Genomic DNA, 23,659 nt, shown 5'->3' with positions numbered 1-23,659 from the left:
AAGCAGGTCGAGCTCTGCTAGATCACACTCTTGCGGTCCAACCCAGGCCTCCGGCCATGTCAACGACCGAGAGCTCACCGACAGCCGGTCGGGCCATCGCCCCACAGCTGACACGCGTGACGGTCGTCGCTAGCCGCCTTCTTGGGAGGTCTCGCTCCCGACGCCGGTTCGGCACCAGGAACGTGGTATGCCAAGACTCTGACCACCGATATACGAACGTCGATATTCCGGCTGGCCGGCGGCTGTGATCTGTTGAAGGTAGCTAGAAGGCGTGGTGCCCAAGGTCGAGCACCACGCCTTCTGGACCGGCCACCTGAGCTCAGTGACTGTTGCAGGCGCTCGTATCACTCAGGAAGATGCCGACCGCAGTACGACGATCGCCACCGATGTCACGGCGAAGACCGCCGCCGGAGCAAAGGCCATGTCACGCACCCGCACGTGAGCGATGATCGCACCCAGGAAGTAGAGCGTGGTGCCGACCGCGGCCGCGACGCCGAGAGGCCACCAGAACAGGCCGATGATCAGGCCCACGGCAGCGGCGATCTCCAGCAGCGCCAAGACTGGCGCAATCCGCGCGGCACCGACCTTCTCCAGCGTCTTGGCCTGGCCGGGGTCATGGCTCAGCTTGCCGTACGCGGAGAGCAACAGCAAGAGTGCGAACAGGATGCTCAGGATGAGCGTGGCGATGAACATCAAAGGTCTCCTCAATGATCCGGACTACTATCTCCGGTATAGAAGAGAGGACATGTCTCCGGTATTCCCTGGTCTCGTAGGCTGGCCACGTGGATGGCTCGGAAGATAGTTCGCGGCGGCCGCGGCGGCCTGTCCGCGCCGAGCGGCGCGACAGCATCCGCAACCGCGCCCTGATCGTCGCCGCAGCTCAAGCGGTCTTCCAGCGCGACGGTATCCATGCGCCGCTTGACCGCATCGCAGCACAGGCGGGGCTCAGTTCCGGAACCCTCTACCGCCATTTCCCCGATCGAGTCGCCTTATGGGAGTCGGTGCTCACCGAGCCCCTGCAGGCCCATCTCGAGACCGCCCGAACGGCGCTGTCGACCGCCGACGCTTGGGACGGTCTCGCCGGCTACCTTTCCGCGAGCTGTGAACTCGAGGCTTCCTCTTCCGGCTACCTCAACTTGATGTCGACACACTTCCTCGGCGGTTCGGAGCTCGGCACGCTTCGCGAGGAGATCCAGCAGACCGTCGAGGCGGTCGTGCGCCGTGCAGTGGACACCGGGGCCGCCCGCTCAGACTTGACCCCAGAGGACCTGCTCTTCGTCGTCTTGTCCCACAGCAAGGTCAGCGAGGTGACCGGTGCATTCGCACCCGACGCGTGGCGTCGCAATCTGGCGTTCTACCTCGATGCGTTCCGGCCCGCTGCCGCTCATCAGATCGAGTTCCCTCCCCTGACACCACGTCAGGTTCTGCTCAGTCTGCTACGACCAGCCGTCGGCTCAAGCCGCAACGGCCAAGAGACCTGACAACACGACGTTGACCAGTTCTGCGACGTCACGACCCACACCCCGGCGTCATGGCATGGACTTCGATGCAGTCGTCGCCGACATTGCAGCAGAAACTGGAGCGCGATCAGCGCGATTCGCGGGACAACCGCGGAGGCGCGAGACTCAGCTCCTACCTGATGGTCCTGTAGCCAAGAGCAAGCCGACGACACTCGCCGCAACGATGTTATCGCGCGTCGGTACCCCACTCCCCACTCCTGTGCGGGCGCGAGTTGTCGCGAACCTGGCCGGAAACGTGCGCCTCCTTGAGCAGCTGGGCCCCGTGAGCCGCTGCCTCCTCGCCGACGCCGGGATCGCTGATGCGGACCTCGTCACCCGACAACTCGCGGTGCTGTACGACGGTGCGATGGCCAGTGCGCACGCGGAACCCGGAGAGGGCTGGGCGCACGCAGGCAAGGAGGCGGCGCGTGTGCTGGTCGAGGCGGCGCGAACGCCGTGACGACCTCACACACGTGACCAGTGGTGCGCGGACCGGCACCATGGGCTCGCCGACATCGCGGCACGCATCCAACCCGGGTTGTGGCTGATACGCGGGTGACCGAGCACTGCGTGAGCAGCGCTCAGGAGCGCGGGATAGCAGCCGGATCGCCGTATTGATCGACTCCGTCGACAGTCCGTTGGTCCAGCAGCCCGCGGGCCACCAGAAGATCCAGGTGTGCGGCCGTCTCGCTGACGGCCAGCGCCCGGTTGAGCAGGTCGAGGTCGCCAAAGTCCCGGTCGCTCTTCGTCCAGCCGAGTCGGCTGGCTACCTGAAGGACGGTGGACCGGCCATCGCCCATCGCCGCTAGCGTCTCCAGCAGGCGGTGCTCGTGGTGCGCGACGAGCTCCGCGGCACGGCGGTGGGAGCTGGCTGCTACGGGGCCGTGGGCAGGCAGCAGGCGGAGGTCAGGCAGGTCCAACACCTGCTGCAGCGACGCAAGGTAGGCCATGAGCGGCTGCCGTTGGCGGACCGGTTCGTATCCGATGGAGGGGGTGATCCGCGGGAGTACGTGATCACCCGCGAACAGCAGGCCTTCGGCGAGGTCGGCGAACACCACGTGGCCGTTGGTGTGTCCGGGGGTCGGCATCGCCAACAACCGGCGGCCAGCAACGGTGAGCGTCGCCGGTCCGTCGATCCAGAGGTCCGGAGGGTCGTACGACTCAGCCTCAGGCCCGCGCCCCAGACCGGGTTGCATCTCGGCGGCAAGCTCGGCAGCGCCCCACCTTCCAAGGAGTCGGAACGGTCCGTCATGCCTGCCGGCGCGGAGTTCCTCGAGAGAGGGCTGCTCACCGATCCCCAGCGCGATCTGCGCGCCGTACAAGCGACGCAGCGTGAGTGCGAGGGAGAGATGATCGCGATGGACGTGCGTCACCAGGATGCGGGTGACGTCGGACAGAGAGTGTCCGACGTCACCCAGCGACCTTTCCAGCGCGTCTTGAGCTTCACGGATCGCCCATCCCGCATCGATGAGCACGATGCCCTGTTCATCGATCAACGCGTACACGTTGACTGCTCGAAGCGAGTCGTGGGGCAGCGGAAGCGTGATCCTGAAGACACCTTCGGCGATCGGCTCGATTCCCGACTCGTGCCACTCCTTGACGTCGCGCAAGCTAGCGGCACCCAGCCATCGGCAGCAGCGGCAGTGCGCGATCCGCCCGGACGCTCTCAGCCATCATCCGCGGCGACCAGTCGAGGCCCTCATCGGGGTGCACCGCCACGCTCCGCACCCCTGGGACCTCCGCCACCGCTCGAACCGACTCCGACTCGAGGTAAGGCATGAGGTAGCACGCCGGTGAGGTGAGCTTCAGGTAGATGTCGACGGTTCCGTCATCGCCGATCGTGACGCGGTCGACCATGCCCATGTCGACCAGGTTGATCGGCCGGCCCGAGGCAACGCTGCACGGGTCGTGAACGGTTCGGAGCCGGCCCATGACCTCGGATGCCGACAGGCCAGTGACCTCAGACACGAGTCGCCCTCCAGTCGTCGACTGTCTTGGCGTGGGAGATCGTGGAGTACGGCTCGGGGATCTCGGCACCCGGCTCGCGCCAGAACTCGTCACCCACGATGGCAGCCTTGGCGGCGTCGAGATCGATGCCGTGAGACCGGGCATAGTTGCCGCCGAGGATGGCCCGCTTGTCGTCGTCGGTGAGCTGCTTGATAGGCGCGAAGAGGCCCGCGTCGGCGAGCAGGTCCTCGGGGAACTCGAAGGTGCGGAACGCCTCGAGCGCCGGACGAGGGTGATACAGCGTCGTGCCCGAGCCCCAGAACAGTCGGCGGAACACGCGATTGCCGCCGATCCGGACGAGGCCGAGGAGGATCTCGGCGAATGCCCGCGGCCGTCGCTCCAAGATGATGTTCTGGATCTCCATGTTCACGTAGATGTTGTCGAACCGTGAGAGCAGCCACGCCGTCTCGTCGAGGAACGCCATGCCGCCGTGGACGATCTCGAAGTTGAGGTCCGGGAACGCCGCGGCCGCGGCCTCGAGGTCACTCGGGTTGTACGAGTCCTTGACCGGCACCGAGCCGATCGGCACGGCCTTGTGGACCGCGATGTGGCGGATCCCAAGTTCGAGCGCCTTCTCGTACAGCGGGTACACGAGCTTCGGGTCGTCCATGCGCCACAGCTCGATGCTCCCGGTCGCCCAGCTGTTCGGGTAGAGCTTGAGCCCGTGCGGCTTGAGCAGCTCGACCTGACGCTCCAGGTCGCGCAAGGCCTCCGCGCCGAGCATCGGATCGACCGCCGCGTAGGCGCCGATGAATCGGTTGGGCCAGCGCTCGATCGCTTCGGCGGCCTTCTCGACCGAGACCAGGCCGTCGTGGAACGCAGAGATCGGCAGCGCGTGCATGACGGCCAGGTCCGTCGCGCTCTCTCTGAAGAGCAGGTTGCCGAGATCGGCCGACGACCAGTCGCTCAGGTAGACCTCGCCCGGAAGGGCAAAACGACGGTCCGGTGGGTTGCGGGCCATGAAGTACGACAGGTTCGCGACCAGCTGTGCATCCTTGGGCACCGCGTAGTTCGACGGGTCGAAGTTGTAGGCGTGGGTCACCGCATCGATGACCACGATGTCGTCCAGCACGACGAGCTCCTTCTACTAGATAAGTATACTGTGCAGTCAGACTACTTCGTGGGGCCGATCGGGTCAACCACCGTCGGATAGGCATCGCGGAGAGAGATGACTCGCGCGAAGGTCGGCAGGGTCCGTTCAATCGCGAAACGATGGAGGTCTTCGCTGTGCGCAGCACACAGGTCCTCGACGACGTCCACGGCGTAGCCGGAATCCCCGGCATGTCGGGCTGCGGACTCCACCACGAAGTTCGTTGCCACACCGCCCAGGAGTAGGCGCTCGACACGATGCGCGCGCAGGATGTCGTCCAGGCCGGTTCCGACGAACGGGCTGACACAGGTCTTGGTCACCACGAGCTCGCCTGCCTGCGGACGAGCCTCCGGACAGAACTCGACACCTGCAGAACCCTCCGACAACGCACCGCCGGCAGCGAACAGATCGAAGGCAGCCGACCTGTTCGTGCGGCGGACGCCATCGGTGTCGAAGCACACCCGAACGTGCACGACGAGGTCGTCACTGCTTCTCGCGTGCTCCAATGCGACGGCGACGTGGCCAAGTAGGCCCCGGGATGCGGCGTGCTCACTGGCTCCGGATCTCGCGCCGATCGCCCCTGTCGGTCCACAGACGCCTTCCTGAAGGTCCATGAGGACGAGCGCACGGCGGCTCACGACGACCACCTCATCCACGACCGTCTCATTCGCCACCGCCGAGCAACGCCGCTTCGGCTGCGAGCCGGGGGCGGTCGTCGGGATGTGCGATCGCGATGATCCGTTCGGCGCGCATCCGAGAGTCGAGCCCGCGCAGGTGCGCCACGCCGTACTCGGTGACCACGTGGGTCACCAGTGAGCCGTGGAGCTGCACGTGCGCGGCCTGCGGGACGATCCTGCTGCGGCCGTGCTTGCCCCGAGACTCGAGGGCGATGACCGATCCGCGGCTGTGAGCTCCGGCCGTCGCGAAGTCCGGTAGCCCGCCGCCGCCCAAGGAGCCGCCCCACGACAAGGCGCCGACGTTGCCCACAAGGTCGACCTGGGCCGCGGAGTTGATGGCAAGAAAGGCATCCAACTGAGCAAGGTGCGCAAGTTGGTGCGCACGCGATGAGTCGACGAAGGTCACCGCAGGGTTGCGGTCCAACCAGTGGTAGAACGCCTCCGTGCCGAGCGCGACGGTGGCCACGACGCTCGCCTCCGGATCCGATGGTGAGGGACCGTCGACGACTCCCCGTTCGACGAGAAGGCGGGTGTCGTCGGTGATCATGCCGGTGTGGATGGTCAACGAGAGCCCCGGCCCTCGCTCGGCCAGTGCCTGGGCGACGCCCGTGAGACCTCGACCGACCCCTAGTTCCAGCGCGGTGTGGGGTCTGACCAGGTCGGCGACCAGGCTCCCGATGCGCCGCTGGGCGTCGTTGACCGTGGAGGGCCGCGCGGCTGGTGGCGCCGTCTTGGTCGGAACAACCAGGTCACAGTCGGCCAGGCGAAGCCACTCCACGGAACGCACCCTCGGCATGGCATGGTTCAGTTCGAGGGCGCGGAACCGCGCGGCGGCACACGCCGAGCGGCCGAGGTCGAGCGACAGCCCAGGACCGACCGAACCTGGACCACCATCCACGGGATCGGTTCCTGCTACCAACGCCCCGTCGACGCGCAGGGCCCCGGAGCTGATCTGCTCCTCCAGCGTGCCCATCGAGGCCGGTACGCCAAGCGCTCTGCCCTCACGGAGCGCCTGGTTGCCGCGACCTCCCCCAGCGACAAGTCGCAACCGATGCCCCCGGCCGTCGGGGTACTCCACGACTTCCTCGCGACCGCCGATGGCGACCTGCAGCAGCTCGACCTCGCGTCGATGGGGGAGCACCTCGTCGACCAGCGTGCGAACCAACGCCCCTGGCTCCCCCGCACCGGTGCCGATGAAGATCCGGTCACCATCCCTGACGAGCTCTCGCAGCCGCGCGCCTGTCTCCGCCTGCACGTCTGCGGACGCGTCGCTCTTGTGCCGGGTGCGGGTCAACGCACGTCACGCAGTCGGTAGATGTCCAGACTGTCGTCCTCGTCGAGCTCGATGACGACGTTCTTCGTCTCGGTGTAGGCGTCGATCACCGCCGAACCGTTCTCGCGGCCCAGCCCGCTCTCCTTGAAGCCGCCCATCGGCGCCTCGACGAAGTTCCAGCCGTAGGTGTTCACCCACACAGTCCCGGCCCGGACGGCCCGCGTCACCCGCAGGGCCCGCTTGACGTCGCGAGTCCACACGCCGGCCGCAAGTCCGTACGGAGTCGCGTTGGCGATGGCGACGGCCTCCTCCTCGTCGGAGAACGGTAGGACCGCACCGACGGGGCCGAAGATCTCCTCCTGGTTGACCCGGAGATCGTTGCCAGCTCCAGTGATCAGCCCGGGCCTCATGTAGTAGCCGCCCGCCAGCCCGTCGCCGTCGAGCAGACCGCCACCGTGAACCTCCGCGCCTTCCTCGCGCGCGAGCTCGACATAACTCTGGACCCGGGCGAGCTGCTTGGCCGACACGATCGGGCCGAGCTGGCTGGACTCCGCGGTCGGCGGGCCGACCCGAAGCTGGTCGACAGCGGCAGTGAGGCGCTCGACGAACTCGTCGTACATTGAGGCCTGGACCAGCATTCGCGCCCCGGCGATGCAGGTCTGGCCGGTGTTTCGCATCAGGCCCGACAGCGCGCCGAGCACTGCATCGGAGACGTCACCATCTTCGAAGAAGATGTTCGGTGCCTTGCCGCCGAGCTCCAGCGTGACTCTCTTCACGTGCTCGGAGGCGACCTTCATGATCGCCTTTCCCGTCGCGGTGGAGCCGGTGAAGGCGATCTTGTTGACCAGCGGATGCGCGACGAGCTCGGCTCCCGTGGCCGGCCCTCCCGCGATCATGTTGACGACCCCGGGCGGGATCCCCGCCTCCTGACAGCACTCGGCGAGCACCAGCGCCGTCAACGGCGTGAGCTCGGATGGCTTCAGCACGACGGAGTTGCCCAGCACGATCGCCGGGCCGAGCTTCCAGAGCGCTGAGAGAAGAGGGCCGTTCCAGGGCACGATCAACGCGCACACGCCGATGGGCTCGCGCAAAGTGACGTCGAGATAGCGATTCGCGACCGGAACGCTCTGGCCGTAGGCACGCTGCGCGAACCCGGAGGCGTACTCCAGGCTGGACACGCATCGCTTGACCATCGCCTTCGCGTCGCGCAGCGGCATTCCGTTGCAGCGGGTCTCGATGGCGGCCAGCTCATCGGAACGACGCGCGATCTGCTGGGCAAGGCGCAGCAGCGCGGACGCGCGCGACTGCGGCGACTTCGACCGCCAGCGGCCGGCTTCGAACGACTGCCACGCTGCGGTGACCGCGGCGTCGACGTCCGCTGCGCCCCCGGACGTCACCGTCGCCACCAGACTTCCGTCCGCCGGGTCGTGGACCTCGAACCGGGAGCCGTCGGCGCAGTCGATCCACGCTCCATCCACGAAAAGCCGCCAGCTCCCGTCCGCGTTGCGGGCCTCAGGTGGCAGCCCGAGATCGACGACGGTCATCGCCCCGGCAGGCGGACCACGGCGAAGCCCTTCGCCGTCTTGTCGCCGCGCTGGTTCTCGATCCACACGTCGAGGCGGACCCGCCCCGACCCGCCCTCGTCGGGAGGCGACACCTCGGTGACCACGCCACGGCCGCGCGACAGGTCCCCGATGAGGTTGAAGCCACGGATCTCGCAGTAGAGCTCCTCGAGGAACCCGTGGTCCCCCGCCCAGTTCGTCACCAGGGTCGACAGCCACGAGATGCGCTCCGGGCCGTAGTCGTAGGCCTCCGGAACGCCCGCCATCCGGGCCAGCTGCGAGTCCCAGTGCACCGCCTCAGGCGGCTCCGGAATTCCGTAGGCGTTGGGGATGGCGATCGCAGGGTGCTCCCGGACATAGTCGAACCAGGCGCCGTGGGCACGCACGAACAGGCCGCCCCAGGCCTGCTCGAACGCCACCGCGATCGTCGCGGTGTACGGCCCACGCACGATGGTCGGGATCTCCTGGCCGACGGCCACGTCGTCCACGTGGAGCACCTGCGCGCCGGTGCGCTGCTCACGGCTGTACTCGTCGGCCAGCGCCGCGATGTCGTCCTCGGTGTAGCTGGCGAGGCGCGTGCCGCCGTACTTGTCCTTCTTGCGCGCCGTCTGCCTCTCGGTCCGCATGCCCCAGCCCTGCACCTCCGCGAACGGCTGCGTGTCGCCCACCCGGGTGAACTCGGTGGTACTCAGCTGCTTGAACATCCTGCCTGCGAAGCGGCCTTCGAACTCGATGAGATCGGTGAAGCGGGTCTGGGCCGTCACCTCGGAATCGATCGGGAGCGGCTTGAACCAACGCCAGTGGGAGCCGCCGAACATCGAATGCACCCCCGGCAAGCCGCCCCGGTAGCCGATCGAGAGCCTGCTGAAGGCGTACGGCAGACAGGGCGGCGCGACAACCGACCCGTGGGGGCTCTTGGCAGCGTATTCCTCGTCGAGGTAGAGCGGGTTGCGGTCGCCGGTCGCCATCGCCCAGCGTCGGATGGCGTCACGGTTGGCTTCGGTCAGGTAGGGAAGCTCGGAGACCTGGACGACCTCACCCAGTCGGGTTCGCAGGCGGTCGAGCTCGGCTTCGGTGATGCTTCCGTTCGTGCTGCTCACAGTGTGCTGCCTTCCAGATTCGTCGATACGGTGCCCTCGCCCTCTTCGGGCAGGCTGAGAGCCTTGGCGTCGACAAGGACGTCGATCGCGTCGTTGGTCATCCCCAGCAGCTCTTCGAGCAGTTCGCGTCCGTGCTGTCCGAGCAACGGCGGCGGGCGCAGTGGCGCCGTCGCTTCGCCGACGAACCGGACCACCGGTCCGACGACCTCGATACTGCCGGCCGATGGGTGCTCCAGGACCTGGAGGACGTCGCGGGCGTGGATCTGCTCCAGGTCGAGCGCCTCGGTGACATCGAGGAGCGGGGCGTGCGGCACGTCGGCCTCGCCGAGCAGCGTCTGCCACTCCGCACGTGTCTTGGTGCGCAGGATCCCCTGCACGATGGGAAGCAACTCGTCGCGGTTCTCCGTCCGGAGCCGAGTCGACCGGAAGCGAGGATCGTCGGCAAGATCCTCGCGGCCGATCGCCCGGCAGAACCCGCGCCAGAAGCTCCCGACGTGGAGCGCGATCACCAGGTAGCCGTCGGCGACCTCGAACCTGCCGTAGGGCACCACGCTGTGGTGGTCGCTCCCCATCCGCGCGGGACTTTCACCGGTCAGCATCGACAGCTGACCGAGGTACCCCAGCAGGCCGACCAGGCCCTCGAGCAGACTGAGGTCAATGTGCTGGGGGACGGGTCCCGGTGCCGCCGCTGCAGTGCCGCGAGGATCGCGATCGATCCCCACAGACCACCGGCGAGATCGCCCATCGGCAGACCCATCTTGGTCGGTGGACTGTCCGGCTCACCGGTGATGCTCATGACCCCGCTCAGAGCCTGGGAAACCAGGTCGAACGAGGGCATCGAGGCCATCGGCCCGGTGCGGCCGAACCCGCTGATCGAGCAGACGATGACGTCCGGACGACGTGCGACGAGCTCGTCGTAGCCGAGTCCGAGCCGCTCCATCACGCCCGGTCGGAAGTTCTCGATGACGACATCGCTCTGAGCCACCAGGTCCAGGACGAGGTCACGACCCGCATCGGTCTTCATGTCGATGGCGATGCTGCGCTTGTTGCGGTTGATCGCCATGAAGTAGTGGCTGGTTCCGTCGGAGTAGAAGGGGCCGATGTCGCGAACACCGTCGCCGTGGCCCGGTTCCTCGACTTTCACCACATCCGCGCCCAGGTCGCCCAGGATCATCGTCCCGAAGGGCCCGGCCAGGACCCGGGTCAGGTCCAACACACGCACACCCGCGAGCGGGGCGCCGCCACCTGCACCGGAGCTGTCGTCCATACTCGTCACTTCCCTCTCGCTGATACTGGGCAGTCAGTCTACCTAATGGCGCTCGTCTGTCAACGGTCCGACCCAGTCCTCAGTGCGCGACGTCGGGCATGGCGGCCGGATCGAGCTTGATGTCGACCAGCATCGGGCCGGTGCGAGCGCGGATCCGCTCGACGGCCGTACCCAGGTCCTCCGCGTCGTTGACCGTGATCGCCTCGAACCCCATGGCTCCGGCCAGCGCTTCGAAGGACGGCCACGAGAATTCCGTGAGTCCAGGCGAGAGATCGGCGCCGGCGAGCTGCACGTACTCGGCGCCGTAGGCGCTGTCGTTGCAGACCACGACCACCAGGTCGAGGCCGAGCCGGCTCACCGTGCTCAACTCGGCGAGGCCGCCCAGCATGAGCCCGCCATCCCCGCAAACGAGCAGGGCCGGATGATCTGGTCGGGCCAGCGCCGCACCGATCGCACTGCCGACACCGGTCCCGATTGCACCGAAGCTGACCGTGAACAGGAAGTGGTCGGGGTGATCGACGTGCACCTCGGGCCAGGCGACCGCCAGGTACCGGCCGGCGTCGGTCACGAAGGTGCGGTCGCGCTCGACGGCGGCGTCGATGGCGCGCAGCGCCGTGCGCACGTCGACCCGACCGCCCTCGGCCACCCGACCGCCCCCGGCCACCGGCATCGCGAGCAGCGACTCCTCGCGGTCACGAGAGCCTTCGGCGAAGATCGTGGCCCGGAACGACGACGACGGTATCTCCGCCTCGTTCAGCCAGGCGACGACCGTCTCCGCGACGTCACCGGCGTCGCCCACCACCGCAGCATCGATCTCGGCCAGCCGACCGAGTCGACCTACGTCGAGGTCGCAGTGGATCACAGTCTTGTCTGCGAGCAGCGATCCCTTCACTGTCGTGTAGCGATTCAGACTCGCGCCGAAGGCGAACACACAGTCAGCCTTGGTGATGGCATCCAGACCGGCCGGCGAAGCCAGGGTGCCGAAGATCCCCAGGTTGGCCTCATCGTCCCGGAACAGGTCCTTGGCGCCCAGCGTCGTCGCCACGGGCGCACCGATCCGGGCCGCGAGGGCCGACAGACTCGTCGCCGCGCCTCGCGCTCCCCGTCCTGCGAGAATCAGCGGTCGCTGCGCGGAGGCGAGCATGCCGACGGCGATGTCGAGCTGGCCGTCATCGAGCGCGAGGCGGGCTTCGGCCGGCAGTTCGACGCGCTGGTCCACGAAGTCGACCTCGGCGTGGACGAGCTCGGCCGGAAGGTTGAGGACCACGGGTCGCCGTTCGGTCCGTGCACGCCTCAGCGCCGTCGACAGGTCCTCCAGTGCCGTCTGCGCCGAGCGCACCTGCTCGACGCCCGCGCCGGTCGGCAGCACCAGATCCCGCTGACCGATCACCTGGGGGCCGTCCCGGTCCAGGGAATCGGTGTCACCGCACACCAGCACGAGCGGTACCGCCGCCTTCCGCGCCTCGACCAGCGCTGTCAGCGTGTTGGTCACACCGGGCCCGTGGGTGACGGTCGCGACGCCGATCCGGTCCGACAGCACCGCGTAGCCATGAGCCATGTGAACGGCGTTCGCCTCATGGGTCGCGCCGACATAGCGGCCGCCCGCATGTCGCACATAGCTGTCGACGACGAAGAGATTTCCGTCGCCCACCAGGCCGAACATCGTGTCCACGCCGTGGGCGACCAAGGCCCTGCCGACCGCCTCGTGAAGCAGCATCTGAACAACTCCCTGTCTGTGCCTGCGCGGGTGTGAACGATCGGGCAAGCCGATGCCGATCAAGATGGGTCACATATTGACGCGGTCTTCGAGATAAGTAAACTGTGCAGTCAGTACCCAGTGATACACGTCACTGCCTGCGAGTGCAGACACGTTGACGCCGTGCGGAGCATGACGAAAGAGGTTCACCATGGTCGGAGAGCGTCCGCGCTCACGCGAAGATCTCGGCTGGATGCTCGAGGTTCGTAGCAACGAGCATCCCGATCGGGTCGCTGTGATCGACGTCGAGCAGCAGACGAGGCGCACCTACCGAGAGCTCGAGGAGCGTGCGTCCCGAACGGCGAACATGCTGTGGGCTCTGGGCGTGCGTCCCGGGGACAACCTGGGCTTGCTGATGCACAACTGCGCCGAGTTCCTGGAGGTCGTCTTCGCGGTCGCGAAGATCGGGGCTACCGCAGTCCTCGTCAATCGTCGGTTGAGCATCAGCGAGATGGCCTATGAACTCAGCGACTCGAATTCCGTCGGCCTGATCTACTCCCCGAAGTTCGATGCGGCAGCCACTGAGCTGGCCGCGATCGCGGGGGACGTGGGGTGGTGGTGTCGGTCCGGAGGGGAGCTGCCCGGAACGGGTCCGTCCGGCTTGCTGTCGATGGAGTCGCTGCTGGCACAGGCGGACCCCTCGTTCGAGCCACCCGCAGGAGTCGAGCTCGCGGAGGCGGGCCTCGTCATCATCTACACCTCCGGGACGACGGGGAAGCCGAAGGGCGTGGTCCTCACCCAGGCCAACATCATGGCGGCCAACGACTGCACCAAGAGGTATCTCTGGGCGAGATACGGAGCGGCTCTGGCGCCTGTGGTGCGCGGCCTGGTCACTGCGGGAATGAACCACATCGGCGGACTCAACACCAGCTCGATGCCGGTTCTGTCCGACGGCGGCACTCTCGTCGTTCTCGATGAGTTCAACCCTCGCCGGATGCTGGAATCGATCGAGAAGTACCAGGTGAACCTTGCCTTCAGCATCGGAACGATGTGGAACGCGGTCGTGGAGGAGGACCTGTCCGCCTACGATCTCTCGTCGCTCGCGGTCGTCGGCACCTGCATTGCGCGCCATACCGACGAGCAGCTCCGGGCGCTGCATCAGGGCCTTGGTGCGGAGGTCTACTACATGTTCGGCCAGACCGAGACGACGACCGGGCTCATCACGACCGAGCACACTGTCGATCTCTGGCAACGCCCCGGGACACTCGGCAAGCGGATGGCTCTCATGGACGTACGCATCGTGAACCACGAAGGCAAGCCAGCACAGGTCGACGAGGTCGGCGAGCTCCAGTATCGCGGTCCGACCGTCTTCAAGGAGTACTACGGCCGACCTGACGAGACTGCTCAGGCCTTCGAGGACGGCTGGTTCCGCAGCGGCGACCTAGTCAAACGCGACGCCGATGGCTACTTCTACTTCGTCGACCGGATCAAGGACATGATCAAGTCCGGCGGCCTCAACGTCTTCACCGTCGAGGTCGAGCAAGTCCTCGTACAACATCCGGCGCTGCAGGACGTTGCCGTCGCAGGTGTGCCCGACCAGAAGTGGGGCGAGGCGGTCACAGCGTTCGTCGTGGCTTCCGACGGCGCCGCCCCCTCCGAGGACGAGGTCATCTCGTTCTGTCGCGAACGCATCGCTCACTACAAGGTGCCCAAGCGCGTCATCTTCGTCGAGGCGATCCCAGTGAACTCACTGGGCAAGAAGCTCAAGCGCGCCTTGGTCGACGCCCTCGCCCCCTGATCTCCGCAGCCGCGGGTGTTGGCCCGCCACAGACGACCGTCGGCCAGATCGCCGACGAACACCGGAAGGACCGCCTTGCAGGACCTAGTCAATGTCGCAACGCTCGCGTCGATCTACCTTCTCTTCGCGATCGGCATGAGCCTGGTTTGGGGATCCATCGGAATCCTCAACCTCGCCCACGCCTCGGTGTTCGCCTGTTCTGCGTTCGCCGGCTACCTCGTTCTCGAACGGGTCAGCCTGCCGATCATTCCGGTGGTCGCGATCTGCGTCGTCGTGGGAGCAGCCCTGTCCACCCTGGTGCAGATTGTCGCTTTCGAGCCGATCCTCAATCGTGCCCACGACATGCGCACAGCAGAGTTCCAGATCCTGGTGGGCGGCCTCGGCGTGGATGCTGCCCTCTTGGCCATCGTGCAGAAGGCCACAACGAGCGCGCCCTTCGGGTTCACCGAGGGGTCGTTCGCGATCAAGACCTTCACCTGGGGATCGATCCGGATCTCCAACATCCAACTCATCATCATCGTGGTCGGTGCCCTGGTGGCGACCGCGGCCGCATTATGGATGCGCCGATCGAGGACCGGACTGGCGCTGCGTGCCATCGGCATCGATGCCGAGACCGCCGCCCTGATGGGCATCAAGCGCACCCGGCTGGCCCGCCTCACCATGACAATGGCCGGCGGACTCGCCGGGTTGGCCGGCGCGCTGCTGACCTACAACCTTGGCTCAGTCGAGTCGACCAGTGCGAACGCCCTGCTGATCAAGGCGTTCGCCGCGATCATCCTCGGCGGTGTCGGCAGCGTCGCCGGTGTGGTCGTGGGCTGTGTGACACTCGCCTTCGCCGAGACGATGGTCCTGACGCATACAGCGGGAACCTGGGTGAGCGCGATCTCGTTCGGCCTCATCCTCCTCGTACTCCTTCTCCGCCCACAGGGGATCTTCGGTCGCGCCGAGGTCCGACGCACATGAGCCGAGCGAATCCGAACCCTGGCCCAGCTGCCCCGACCGTGGACACGGAAAGCGACTTGACGTGAGTCTTTGGTACAACGAGCATTTGGTGCTGATCCAGTCGACGATGGTGAGCGCGATCTTCGCACTCAGCATCCAGTTGCCCCTCAGGTTCGGCGTCTTCTCCTTCGCAGGCGTGGGATCCTACGGGATCGGCGGCTACACCACAGCGATCCTCGTGACGCGACACGACTGCCCGATCCTGGTCGCGATCGCCCTTGGAACACTGCTCGCGGCCGCGATCGGATACCCGATGGCGTGGCTCCTGCACCGACTCAGCGGTCTCTACCTGGCGATGGCGACCGTCGCGTTCGACCTTCTCGTGTCCGTGCTCGCCGTCAACGGCGGCGAGCTCACAGGTGGGGCTACGGGCCTGTTCGGCGTACTCGTCGACGTGACTACCCTGCACCTCGTCGTCATCACCGCCGTCGTGGTCGCTCTGGTCGCCGTGTCCGAACACGGCCGTCTCGGACGGAAGATCGACGTCGCTCGGGAGGACCCCGAACTATCGGCGGCACTCGGTATCAAGGTTCCTCGGATCCGTCGGATCGCCTTCGTCCTCAGCGGCGCTCTAGGGGGTCTTGCCGGCGGCCTCAACACGGCGATGACAACGACGATCGCACCGGAGAACATCAGCTTCGCTCTGATCATCCTCGCGGTCACGATGATCGTGGTGGGCGGCGTCGGCTCATGGAAGGGCGCCGTCATCGGAGCCGTCGTCTTCACCTGGCTTCCCACCGTGCTCGCCTTCATCGGCGAGTGGAAGGGCGTCGTGTACGGCTTGATCGTGGCGGCGGTGGCGATCTGGCTGCCCGGCGGCATCGTCGGGGTGAGCACCGACATCCTCCACAAGCTGCGGCGCGCACGGCGAGCAGGAGACATCGCGACCGCCGCCCCATCTGGCGTCGACCCATCGAGTGTCGACCCGGGGTCGGACGTCTCGCCGACCGATGACGGCGCCGACGACCTACCCGTCGTACAGACCAAGGAGCTGAGATGAGCAAGACCTCGGACCCGTCGGCCTTTCCGCCGGTCTTCGAAGCACGCGACGTTGCCGTCCACTTCGGCGGCATCCGCGCCGTGGACGGCATCTCCTTCGAGCTGACGTCGGGCAAGATCTTCGGGGTGCTCGGCCCCAACGGCTCGGGCAAGAGCACGCTGCTCGGTGCCATGACAGGGCTGGTGCACCTGACGAGCGGTTCGTTCGAGTTCCATGGCTCGGCGTACGCCGCACGGTCCGCCGTCAGCATCGCCCGTGGCGGGGTGGCCCGGACGTTCCAGACGGTCCGCCTGGTGCCGAGTCTGACCGTTCACGAGAACATCCAGCTGGCCGCTGACCAGATCTGGACCGTGGACGCCGGCGACGGTGCCCCCCTTCGCGGAAGCCGCCGACGACGAGCGGCCGCGAGACAGGTGGCCCACGCCATGGAACTGACAGGCACCGCGCAGATCGGCAGTCTGCGGCCGTCGGAGCTCTCCTACGGAACCCAGCGCAGAGTGGAGATCGCGAGGGCGATCGCGGCTCGCCCCAAACTCCTGCTTCTCGACGAGCCGACGGCCGGCATGAACAAGCACGAACGTCGCGAGATCGGCGACCTGCTCCGCAGCCTCCGCGCCGAAGGCCTGACCCAGCTGCTGGTCGAGCACGACGTGGACATGATGGTCGAGACCTGCGACCACCTGTTCGCCATGAACTCCGGGCGGCTGATTGCCGAGGGAACCCCTGCCGAGGTCGTGCGGGACCCCCTGGTCGAAGAGGCCTACCTGGGACGGAAGGCGGCGGGCGATGCTACGCGTCAGTGACCTCCACGTGTCCTACGGTCGCGTGACCGCGGTACGCGGGATCAACGTGTGCGTCCGGCCCGGTGCCGTCTCGCTCATGCTCGGCGCCAACGGCGCTGGGAAGACCACGACCCTTCGCGCCATCGCTGGACTGCATCCTCCCGAGAGCGGCGAGATCACGATGGAGGATCAGCACCTCGAGCGCCGCAGTGCCGACCGCGTGGTCACGGCCGGAGTCGTGCTCGTCCCCGAGGGACGACGTGTCTTCGGACCACTCACGGTCGAGGAGAACCTTCGACTGGGCGGCTACACAGCGCCCAGAGACTCGGTGGCGAGGGAGTTGGAGCGGATCTACGAGATCTTCCCCATTCTAGCCGAGCGCCGCCATGGCCCCGCAGGCCTGCTCAGTGGCGGCGAACAGCAGATGCTCGCCTTCGGCCGAGCGCTGATGTCCCAGCCGAAGGTCATGCTGATGGACGAGCCGTCCATGGGTCTCGCGCCCGCCATCGTCGACAAGGTCCTGACTCAGGTGCGTGCGATCGCCGACTCCGGCATCGGAGTGCTGATGGTCGAGCAGAACGCGAAGGCTGCGCTCGAGGTCGCCGACGACGCCGTCGTCGTCGCCCGGGGTGAGGTGGTCTTCAGCGGCACCGCCGAGGAAGCAAGATCGCATTCTTCGGTTGTTCTCGCATTCCTGGGCGAGACCGCGTTGGAGCAGGGCGCCTAGAGGTGCGGCTCCTCGTCCTCGGCGCCTCTCTCGGCGGCCTCCGGACCGCCCAGGCCGTCCGTCGCGCCGGTCTCGACGCTGAGGTAACTCTCGTCGGCGCAGAGGCGGTGCTTCCCTATGACCGGCCACCGCTGTCCAAGGACTTCCTTCGCGGTGCACGGCAGGCGAGCGACCTCGCCCTGGCATCGCAGGACGAGCTCGACGAGCTCGGCGTGAGCCTTCGACTCGGTCGAACGGCAACCGCGTTGGACTCCGTGCGTCAAGTCGTGGATCTCGATGACGGCTCCGCGCTCGAGTACGACGCACTGGTGATCGCAACCGGCTCCCGGCCACGAACGCTGCCGGGGGCCACGTCCCCACCGACCTGCACACCTTACGGACCATCGACGACGCCACGGCGTTGCGGGACCGTCTCGCCCGGAGCTCCTCGCTGGCTGTCATCGGGGGCGGCTTCATCGGCTCCGAGATCGCTTCGACCGCCCGCGGCCTCGACATCGACGTGACGATCGTCGAGCCCGCCGGAACGCTGATGCTCCGGGCGCTCGGCGAGACCATCGGCCAACACATGACCCACCTCCACCTACGCGAGAACGTCGACATCAAGGCGGGAGTCAGCGTCGAACGGGTCACCGACACCGGCGGGCGGCAGCTGATCGAGTTGAGCGACGGCGCAACGATCCTCGCCGACACGACGGTCGTCGGCATCGGGGCCATCCCCAACATCGACTGGCTCCAGGGCAGTGGCTTGACCCTGAGCGACGGCGTCCTGTGCGGTCCCGACCTCCGCGCCGTCGGGACGACGAATGTCTTCGGCATCGGCGATGTCGCCCGTTGGCTCCATCCCCGCTATGACCGCTACATCCGCGTCGAACACTGGACCAGTGTCGCCGAGCAGGCGAGGGTGGTGGCCGCCAACCTCGCCGGCCAGCCCACCGTTGCCGACGCGCTGCCCTACGTGTGGTCCGACCAGCTGGGCTCGCGGTTGCAGATCGCCGGCGTCGTTCCCGTCGACCCGATGGTCGAGTACGCGGTCGGACAGCCCGGCACCGACAGGTTCGTGGCTCTTCTCAGCGACGCGAGCGGCCCCCAGGCCGTCGTGGGCCGGGGCGCCGTCCGTGACTTCCTCGCCCACCGCGCCGAGCTCGGTTGAGCAATTCGGCAGCGCGCCCTCAAAGCTGGGAATCACCGAGGCCTCGCATCTCCTTCGGATGCGAGACCTCGGGTGATGCTCGGGCTCAAGCAGGCTTGACCACGACGGGCATCGTGCGGAAGCCGCGAAGGATGATGTTCGCTGTGCGATCCGGAGCCTGCGCGCCCGGCTCGATAGCAGCCGTACGAGAAAGCAACACCTCGGTGGCGATCTCCGTCTCCAGCCTCGCCAGCGCGGCTCCCAGACAATGGTGGATGCCGGTGCCGAAACCGAAGTGCGGCAACTGGGGACGGTCGACGTCGAAGCGCTCCGCGTCCGCCCATCGAGACTCGTCACGGTTGGCGGAACCGATCTGCAGGACCACGATCGAATCGGCTGGGATCGTCTCCTCACCGATCCGGATGTCACTGTTCGTCAGCCGCACGACGCCCTGAACCGTCGACTCCCAGCGCAGGATCTCTTCGACCACCGGCTTGAGGTCGTCGAGCTGACGTGCCCTGACGAGCTGGTCAGGATAGAGGAAGAAGGCGTTGAAGAGGTTCCCGAGCAGGTTGGTGGTCGTCTCGTTGCCCGCCGACAGGAGCAGTGCGCAGAAGTTGACCATGTCGAAATCCGTCAGCAGATCGCCGGCCTCCTCGTTCTCCGAGAGGATCAGACTGATCAGATCGTCGCCCCGCTCCGCCCGACGTTCGCGGAGGAGCTGGTCGAAATAGTCGATCATCTGCTTCAGGTCGGCGCGCTCTTCTGCTGAATCACCTTGGCCGCTGAGCCTATGGATCAGGATGTCTGACCACCGCCGGAAGTCACTACGACGGTCCTGGTCGATTCCGAGGATGTCTGCGATGACCCACACCGGCAGAGGATGGAGCACGTGCTCCACCAGATCTACCTCTCCACCATCGCGGCGTTCGAGCATCTCGTCGACGAGTCCCTCGGAGATCTGCCGGATCATCCTGGCGTACCCATCAACCGCGCGCTTGGTGAACATCTTCGCCGCCATCCGCCGCATCGGAATGTGCTCCGGCGGATCGAGAGCGATAAGAGACTTCGGCTGCTGCGCAGCAAACTCACGCACATTGGGCCTGGCACCCTCGCGCGCACTGATCACGCCACCAAAGAGCGCCCACAGAGCCTTTGAGGAGAACGTCGCCGGATTGCGGATCGCCTCACCGACCTCTTCGAAACGAGAGACCACCCACAAGTCATCGAGCTCGACATACCGCGCGGCCGGCCCGCGGCGGAGCTCCGCGTAGTACGGGTACGGGTCGGCGAGCACCCGCGGGTCGGTGGGGCTGAAATCGGTCAGGTCCATGCATAGCTCCCTTAAAGATACTGGGCACCCAGTGTACTTCTCGCCGGAGGTGCGTCAAGAGGGCGGCAGGTCGCCCCATCGGCGCCCGGCCCGCTCGGTATACTGACTCCTCAGATTCACCTACCCAGCCACCTGAGTCCGGCCAGTTCACCGCGCCCGGACACGTCCTTTCGGGAGCAGAGCATGGTCAGAGCGAGGTCTACCCATCGGGAAGCGATCCTCGACTCAGCAACCGATCTGTTCCACAGGCAGGGCTTCTCGCGGACCACGACCGACCAGATCGCCGCCGGCGCGCAGATCACCAAGCGCACCATGTACCGGTACTTCAGCTCCAAGGAGAGCTTGCTGCTGGCGATCCACGAGCAGTTCCTCGAGCGGCTTCTCCGTCCCATCGACCTCGACGGGACACCGCGCCATCGCCTCACCCAACTGATCGAGAACTACGTACACACGGTCGTCACGCACGGAGACCAGATCCGTGTGTTCTTCGAGGAGCGCAAGAACCTGTCGCCGGAGAACGCGGCGCGCGTGGTCAACCTTCGCGACGAGCACGAAAGGCTCTTCCGGGAGACGCTGACGGAAGGGGTCAAGACCGGCGAGTTCCGCCGGATCGACGTACCTCTGACCGCCGAAGGTGTGCTTGGCGCGATCGCCAGCCTCTACCAGTGGTACGACCCCGATGGATGGCTGCCTCCTGCCGACCTCGCATCCGTCATCTGCGGCCTCTTCCTGGACGGAATGAGCCACACGGCGACCACGTTCTCCCCGACGGTACGTCGCCGTCGCCCGGGATCCGGGGCACCGACACGGGAGAATCGGTCCAGGGACCCGCGCGCGGCGGTCGAGGCCGCCGAGCTGCTGTGGGCCGAGAACCCGGTTCTGACCAAGATCCTCGACACCGCGGCCGCGATGTTCTACGACCGCGGCTACGACAACACCAACACTCGCGAGCTCGCGGTGGGCGCAGGCCTGACCAAGAGCGCCCTGTACTACTACATCCCGAACAAGGAAGCGGTCCTCTATCAACTCAACCTCAGGCTCTCGGTCCAGGGCCTGGGCATCGAGCGGGACCTGATCGAGGCCAACCCCGACCCGGTTGACGCTCTCCGGGCAGTGATCGAGTGGCAGTGCAAGTCAGTCTCCGAGAATCTCGGCGCACTGCGTGCACTCAGTATCGAGATGCGGTTCCTCGACGAGGATCACTACGACCAGATCCAACTCGTCCGCTCCGAGTACTCCCGACTTTTCACCGGCGTCGTGCAGGAAGCCGGTGGCGCATGGGCCGTGCCCAAGCTCTCGCGGCCGGTCGCGCTCGTCGTCCTGGGCATGGTCAACTTCATGAACCACTGGTACACGCCTGACGGCCGACTTTCACCCGATCAGATCGGCAGTGCCTTCTTCGAGCTCGTCTGGCAAGGGATCTCACAGGACTGACTCCTCGCCGACGGGGCACGAAGGTTCGGCTCAACGTGGTATACTGACTGCCCCGTAGACCAAACAGCGCACAGGAGGCTCACATGCGAGTGCGTGTCGACCAGGCCAAGTGCATGGGGCACGGCGTTTGCTGTGTCAATGCCCCTGACATCTTCAAGATCGGCGACGACGACCACGCCTATGTGGAGAGCGAAGTCGTTCCGGCCGGCCGCGAGGAAGCCGCCCAGATGGGCGCACAGAACTGCCCGGAACAGGCGATCGATGTCGAGGAGTGACATGAGCACCACCACCGATCAGCAGCCCCGAGTTGCTGTTGTGACAGGAGCAGGCTCCGGGATCGGGGCAGCGTGCGCCCAGCGCCTCGCCCTCGACGGCCACGCCGTCGCGGTCGTCGACCGCGACCTCGACGCGGCTCGGCTCACCGCGGACCTGGTCACCCGCGATGGCGGAACGGCCGTGGCGTACGGCGCAGACGTCTGCGACTCCCCTGTCGTCACATCGACGGTCGAGAGCATCGTGACCGATCTCGGCCCCGTCGGCATCCTGGTCAACAATGCAGGCATCCTGCGCGACGCGATGCTCTTCAAACTGGCCGAGGAAGACTGGGACTCGGTGATCGACGTCCACCTCAAGGGCGCCTATCTGTTCAGCAGGGCCGCGCAACGCACGATGGTCGAACAGCGCTACGGCCGGATCGTGAACATGTCCTCGACCTCGGCCCTCGGCAATCGCGGCCAGGCGAACTACGCAGCGGCGAAGGCCGGGATCCAGGGGTTCACCCGCACGCTTGCTCTGGAACTCGGTCCGTTCGGCGTCACCGTCAACGCCGTCGGCCCGGGCTTCATCGAGACGGCGATGACCAGGTCGGTGGCCGAACGCACAGGTGCCGACTTCGAGGCGCTCAGGGGACGGATGGCCGAGTCGGTTGCGACCCGGCGCACGGGCCAGCCCTCCGATGTCGCCCGCGCCGTCAGCTTCCTGGCAGCCGAGGACGCGGGCTTCATCACGGGGCAGTGCCTGTACGTCGACGGCGGACTGACCCTGCCAAGCCTGCCCGCCTGACCTCGGGGATCACGCGCAGGGATCAGCAGGGGTCATGAGCATGCCGGCCTCGCGGAGGGCCGGAACGACCCGGTCGGCGAACAGATGCAAGCTGCGCCAGCCCAGCCCGGGGTCGAGCCCGCCGACCAGGGGATGGAGCTCGAGCTCACAGGCCGGGCCGACTTCGGTCGCGAGTGCAACACACTCCTCCGGTGTGACGATCCGATAGTTCCCCGACGCCCTCAAATCATCGATGTCACGCGCCTCACGAAACAGCGGCGTCGTCCCGGCGTCCGCAAGCCAGCGTCCGTAGGAGTTGGACTCGTGGAGGAGATGCCGGGCGAGTTCGCTCCAGGCGCGATCCACGTCCGCTGCGACATAGAGGAACTGGCAGCGCGGGCGAGGGGGCATCGGCGGTCCCGCCGACACACCCAACCGCGCGCATTCCTCGAGGTAGACCCGGTAGAGCGAGTACTGCGTGGGCTCGAAACCGTCGGCGATCCGTGCCGCACGACGTGCTGCGGCCGCCGACGAACCACCCAGCACAATGCGCGGGCGTGGCTGGGAGTAGGGCCTCGTCGCGACCCGCGCTCGCCGTCCCCGGTAGTCGAACTCCGCACCCACCCACGCCTGCTTGAGGACGTCGACGAACTCCTCGAGCAGCCGCGCTCGGTCGGCGATGTCGCGGTCGAACATGGCGAACTCATAGGGCACGTATCCTGCGGCGACAACGAGGTCGAACCTCCCCGCACTGACCAGATCAAGGACCGCGACGTCCTCCGCCACGCGCAGGGGGTCGTGCAAAGGGAGCACTAGCGCGCGCACAGCCACCCGCAGGCGCCGAGTACGGGCAGCGATGGCCGATGCAAGCAGCAGCGGCGACGGCAGGTAGCCGTCGGGACTACCGTGGTGCTCCAGCAGTCGAACCGTTCGGAATCCGACACCGTCAGCCCACTCGCACATGTCCAGGGTGGCGGCGTACAGATCAGCTGTCGACGCTCCCCACGTCGGAGCACGGAGGTCGAACTTCAGGCTCAGCTCCATGACGTTTGCCTCTCATGTCGGTGGCCTGCCCCAGGGCCCAGGAAAGGCCATTGCACTGCAGCAAGCCGTGAGTATACTGATCGCCCAGTAGCACTGGTGTATCACATCCCACCCAAGAGATTCACCGATCACCCATGGCAGAAGGGGCAACTCATGAACAGACGAGGACGCCAGGCGGTTCGCGGACTCGCGGCGGTT

The 23,659-nt window shown here is 66.7% G+C and carries 23 protein-coding genes and 1 pseudogene; 11 read left to right on the top strand and 13 right to left on the bottom strand.

Annotated features, from left to right (window positions below):
• Positions 1–348 precede the first annotated feature (348 nt).
• Positions 349–693 carry a DoxX family protein gene (locus tag FIV44_RS15355; protein ID WP_141005191.1) on the bottom strand — a complete coding sequence of 115 codons (345 nt, stop codon included), beginning with the start codon at positions 691–693 and terminating at the stop codon, positions 349–351.
• 89 nt (positions 694–782) lie between these two features.
• Between FIV44_RS15355 and FIV44_RS15350 the strand changes: the two genes are divergently transcribed.
• Positions 783–1,481, top strand: a complete 699-nt coding sequence (locus FIV44_RS15350; protein WP_141005190.1) for a TetR/AcrR family transcriptional regulator — start codon at positions 783–785, stop codon at positions 1,479–1,481.
• 301 nt (positions 1,482–1,782) lie between these two features.
• The gene (locus FIV44_RS30555) at positions 1,783–1,959 is read left to right on the top strand and encodes a hypothetical protein (protein WP_181410598.1); all 177 of its coding nucleotides are present in this window, start codon (positions 1,783–1,785) and stop codon (positions 1,957–1,959) included.
• 121 nt (positions 1,960–2,080) lie between these two features.
• Here FIV44_RS30555 and FIV44_RS15345 read toward each other — a convergent pair whose 3' ends face one another.
• The 10 genes from FIV44_RS15345 to FIV44_RS15300 all read right to left on the bottom strand — a co-directional run bounded on the left by FIV44_RS15345 (position 2,081) and on the right by FIV44_RS15300 (position 12,192).
• Entirely contained in the window at positions 2,081–3,109 is a 1,029-nt protein-coding gene (locus FIV44_RS15345) for an MBL fold metallo-hydrolase (RefSeq protein ID WP_141005189.1), read from the bottom strand.
• A gap of 1 nt (position 3,110) precedes the next feature.
• Positions 3,111–3,467 carry a metal-sulfur cluster assembly factor gene (locus FIV44_RS15340; RefSeq protein ID WP_181410597.1) on the bottom strand — a complete coding sequence of 119 codons (357 nt, stop codon included), beginning with the start codon at positions 3,465–3,467 and terminating at the stop codon, positions 3,111–3,113.
• Positions 3,460–4,578, bottom strand: coding sequence for an amidohydrolase family protein (locus FIV44_RS15335; RefSeq protein WP_141005187.1), 1,119 nt, complete (start codon positions 4,576–4,578; stop codon positions 3,460–3,462). Before FIV44_RS15335 ends, FIV44_RS15340 begins: the two co-directional genes overlap by 8 nt.
• 41 nt (positions 4,579–4,619) lie before the next feature.
• Positions 4,620–5,252, bottom strand: coding sequence for a cysteine hydrolase family protein (locus tag FIV44_RS15330; RefSeq protein WP_141005186.1), 633 nt, complete (start codon positions 5,250–5,252; stop codon positions 4,620–4,622).
• A gap of 7 nt (positions 5,253–5,259) precedes the next feature.
• A complete protein-coding gene (locus FIV44_RS15325; protein ID WP_141005185.1) occupies positions 5,260–6,567 on the bottom strand; it encodes an acetyl-CoA hydrolase/transferase C-terminal domain-containing protein in 1,308 nt (435 codons plus the stop codon).
• On the bottom strand, positions 6,564–8,090 hold the full coding sequence (locus FIV44_RS15320) for an aldehyde dehydrogenase family protein (RefSeq protein WP_141005184.1): 1,527 nt from the start codon (positions 8,088–8,090) through the stop codon (positions 6,564–6,566). Before FIV44_RS15320 ends, FIV44_RS15325 begins: the two co-directional genes overlap by 4 nt.
• Complete coding sequence (locus FIV44_RS15315) at positions 8,087–9,208, bottom strand: FAS1-like dehydratase domain-containing protein (protein WP_141005183.1); 1,122 nt, start codon at positions 9,206–9,208, stop codon at positions 8,087–8,089. Before FIV44_RS15315 ends, FIV44_RS15320 begins: the two co-directional genes overlap by 4 nt.
• Positions 9,205–9,813 (bottom strand): CoA transferase, encoded by a 609-nt coding sequence (locus FIV44_RS33225; RefSeq protein ID WP_281285869.1) that lies wholly within the window; start codon positions 9,811–9,813, stop codon positions 9,205–9,207. Before FIV44_RS33225 ends, FIV44_RS15315 begins: the two co-directional genes overlap by 4 nt.
• Complete coding sequence (locus tag FIV44_RS33220) at positions 9,801–10,475, bottom strand: CaiB/BaiF CoA transferase family protein (protein WP_141005181.1); 675 nt, start codon at positions 10,473–10,475, stop codon at positions 9,801–9,803. Before FIV44_RS33220 ends, FIV44_RS33225 begins: the two co-directional genes overlap by 13 nt.
• Positions 10,476–10,554: 79 nt before the next feature.
• A complete protein-coding gene (locus FIV44_RS15300) occupies positions 10,555–12,192 on the bottom strand; it encodes a thiamine pyrophosphate-binding protein (protein WP_141005180.1) in 1,638 nt (545 codons plus the stop codon).
• A gap of 190 nt (positions 12,193–12,382) precedes the next feature.
• On the opposite strand from FIV44_RS15300, the gene FIV44_RS15295 reads away from it, so the two are divergent.
• The 6 genes and pseudogenes from FIV44_RS15295 (at position 12,383) to FIV44_RS15265 (ending at position 18,630) form a co-directional block, all read left to right on the top strand.
• Positions 12,383–13,969, top strand: coding sequence for a class I adenylate-forming enzyme family protein (locus FIV44_RS15295; protein WP_141005179.1), 1,587 nt, complete (start codon positions 12,383–12,385; stop codon positions 13,967–13,969).
• 75 nt (positions 13,970–14,044) lie between these two features.
• Positions 14,045–14,932, top strand: coding sequence for a branched-chain amino acid ABC transporter permease (locus tag FIV44_RS15290; RefSeq protein WP_141005178.1), 888 nt, complete (start codon positions 14,045–14,047; stop codon positions 14,930–14,932).
• A 106-nt stretch (positions 14,933–15,038) separates the two neighbouring features.
• Positions 15,039–15,971 (top strand): branched-chain amino acid ABC transporter permease, encoded by a 933-nt coding sequence (locus FIV44_RS15285; protein ID WP_141005177.1) that lies wholly within the window; start codon positions 15,039–15,041, stop codon positions 15,969–15,971.
• Positions 15,968–16,774 (top strand): ABC transporter ATP-binding protein, encoded by an 807-nt coding sequence (locus FIV44_RS15280; RefSeq protein ID WP_141005176.1) that lies wholly within the window; start codon positions 15,968–15,970, stop codon positions 16,772–16,774. The genes FIV44_RS15285 and FIV44_RS15280 overlap by 4 nt, the downstream gene beginning before the upstream one ends.
• Positions 16,758–17,480, top strand: a complete 723-nt coding sequence (locus FIV44_RS15275) for an ABC transporter ATP-binding protein (protein WP_141005175.1) — start codon at positions 16,758–16,760, stop codon at positions 17,478–17,480. The genes FIV44_RS15280 and FIV44_RS15275 overlap by 17 nt, the downstream gene beginning before the upstream one ends.
• 2 nt (positions 17,481–17,482) lie before the next feature.
• A pseudogene (locus FIV44_RS15265) lies at positions 17,483–18,630 on the top strand (NAD(P)/FAD-dependent oxidoreductase).
• A gap of 85 nt (positions 18,631–18,715) precedes the next feature.
• On the opposite strand, the gene FIV44_RS15260 reads toward FIV44_RS15265, so the two are convergent.
• Positions 18,716–19,942: a cytochrome P450 gene (locus FIV44_RS15260; protein ID WP_141005173.1), complete on the bottom strand. Its 1,227-nt coding sequence runs from the start codon at positions 19,940–19,942 to the stop codon at positions 18,716–18,718.
• 183 nt (positions 19,943–20,125) lie between these two features.
• Here FIV44_RS15260 and FIV44_RS15255 point away from each other — a divergent pair, with 183 nt between their 5' ends.
• The 3 genes from FIV44_RS15255 (at position 20,126) to fabG (ending at position 22,438) form a co-directional block, all read left to right on the top strand.
• A complete protein-coding gene (locus tag FIV44_RS15255) occupies positions 20,126–21,376 on the top strand; it encodes a TetR-type transcription factor C-terminal domain-containing protein (protein ID WP_141005172.1) in 1,251 nt (416 codons plus the stop codon).
• A gap of 83 nt (positions 21,377–21,459) precedes the next feature.
• Positions 21,460–21,651, top strand: a complete 192-nt coding sequence (locus FIV44_RS15250) for a ferredoxin (protein WP_141005171.1) — start codon at positions 21,460–21,462, stop codon at positions 21,649–21,651.
• 1 nt (position 21,652) lies between these two features.
• Positions 21,653–22,438 (top strand): 3-oxoacyl-ACP reductase FabG, encoded by a 786-nt coding sequence (fabG, locus tag FIV44_RS15245; RefSeq protein WP_141005170.1) that lies wholly within the window; start codon positions 21,653–21,655, stop codon positions 22,436–22,438.
• Positions 22,439–22,447: 9 nt separating this feature from the next.
• Here the strand turns inward: fabG and FIV44_RS15240 are convergent, their stop codons facing one another.
• Positions 22,448–23,461: an LLM class flavin-dependent oxidoreductase gene (locus FIV44_RS15240; RefSeq protein ID WP_141005169.1), complete on the bottom strand. Its 1,014-nt coding sequence runs from the start codon at positions 23,459–23,461 to the stop codon at positions 22,448–22,450.
• Positions 23,462–23,659 lie beyond the last annotated feature (198 nt).

The sequence above is a fragment of the Nocardioides humi genome (assembly GCF_006494775.1).
Taxonomy (GTDB): domain Bacteria; phylum Actinomycetota; class Actinomycetes; order Propionibacteriales; family Nocardioidaceae; genus Nocardioides; species Nocardioides humi.
This window is presented reverse-complemented; position numbering and strand designations above follow the sequence as displayed.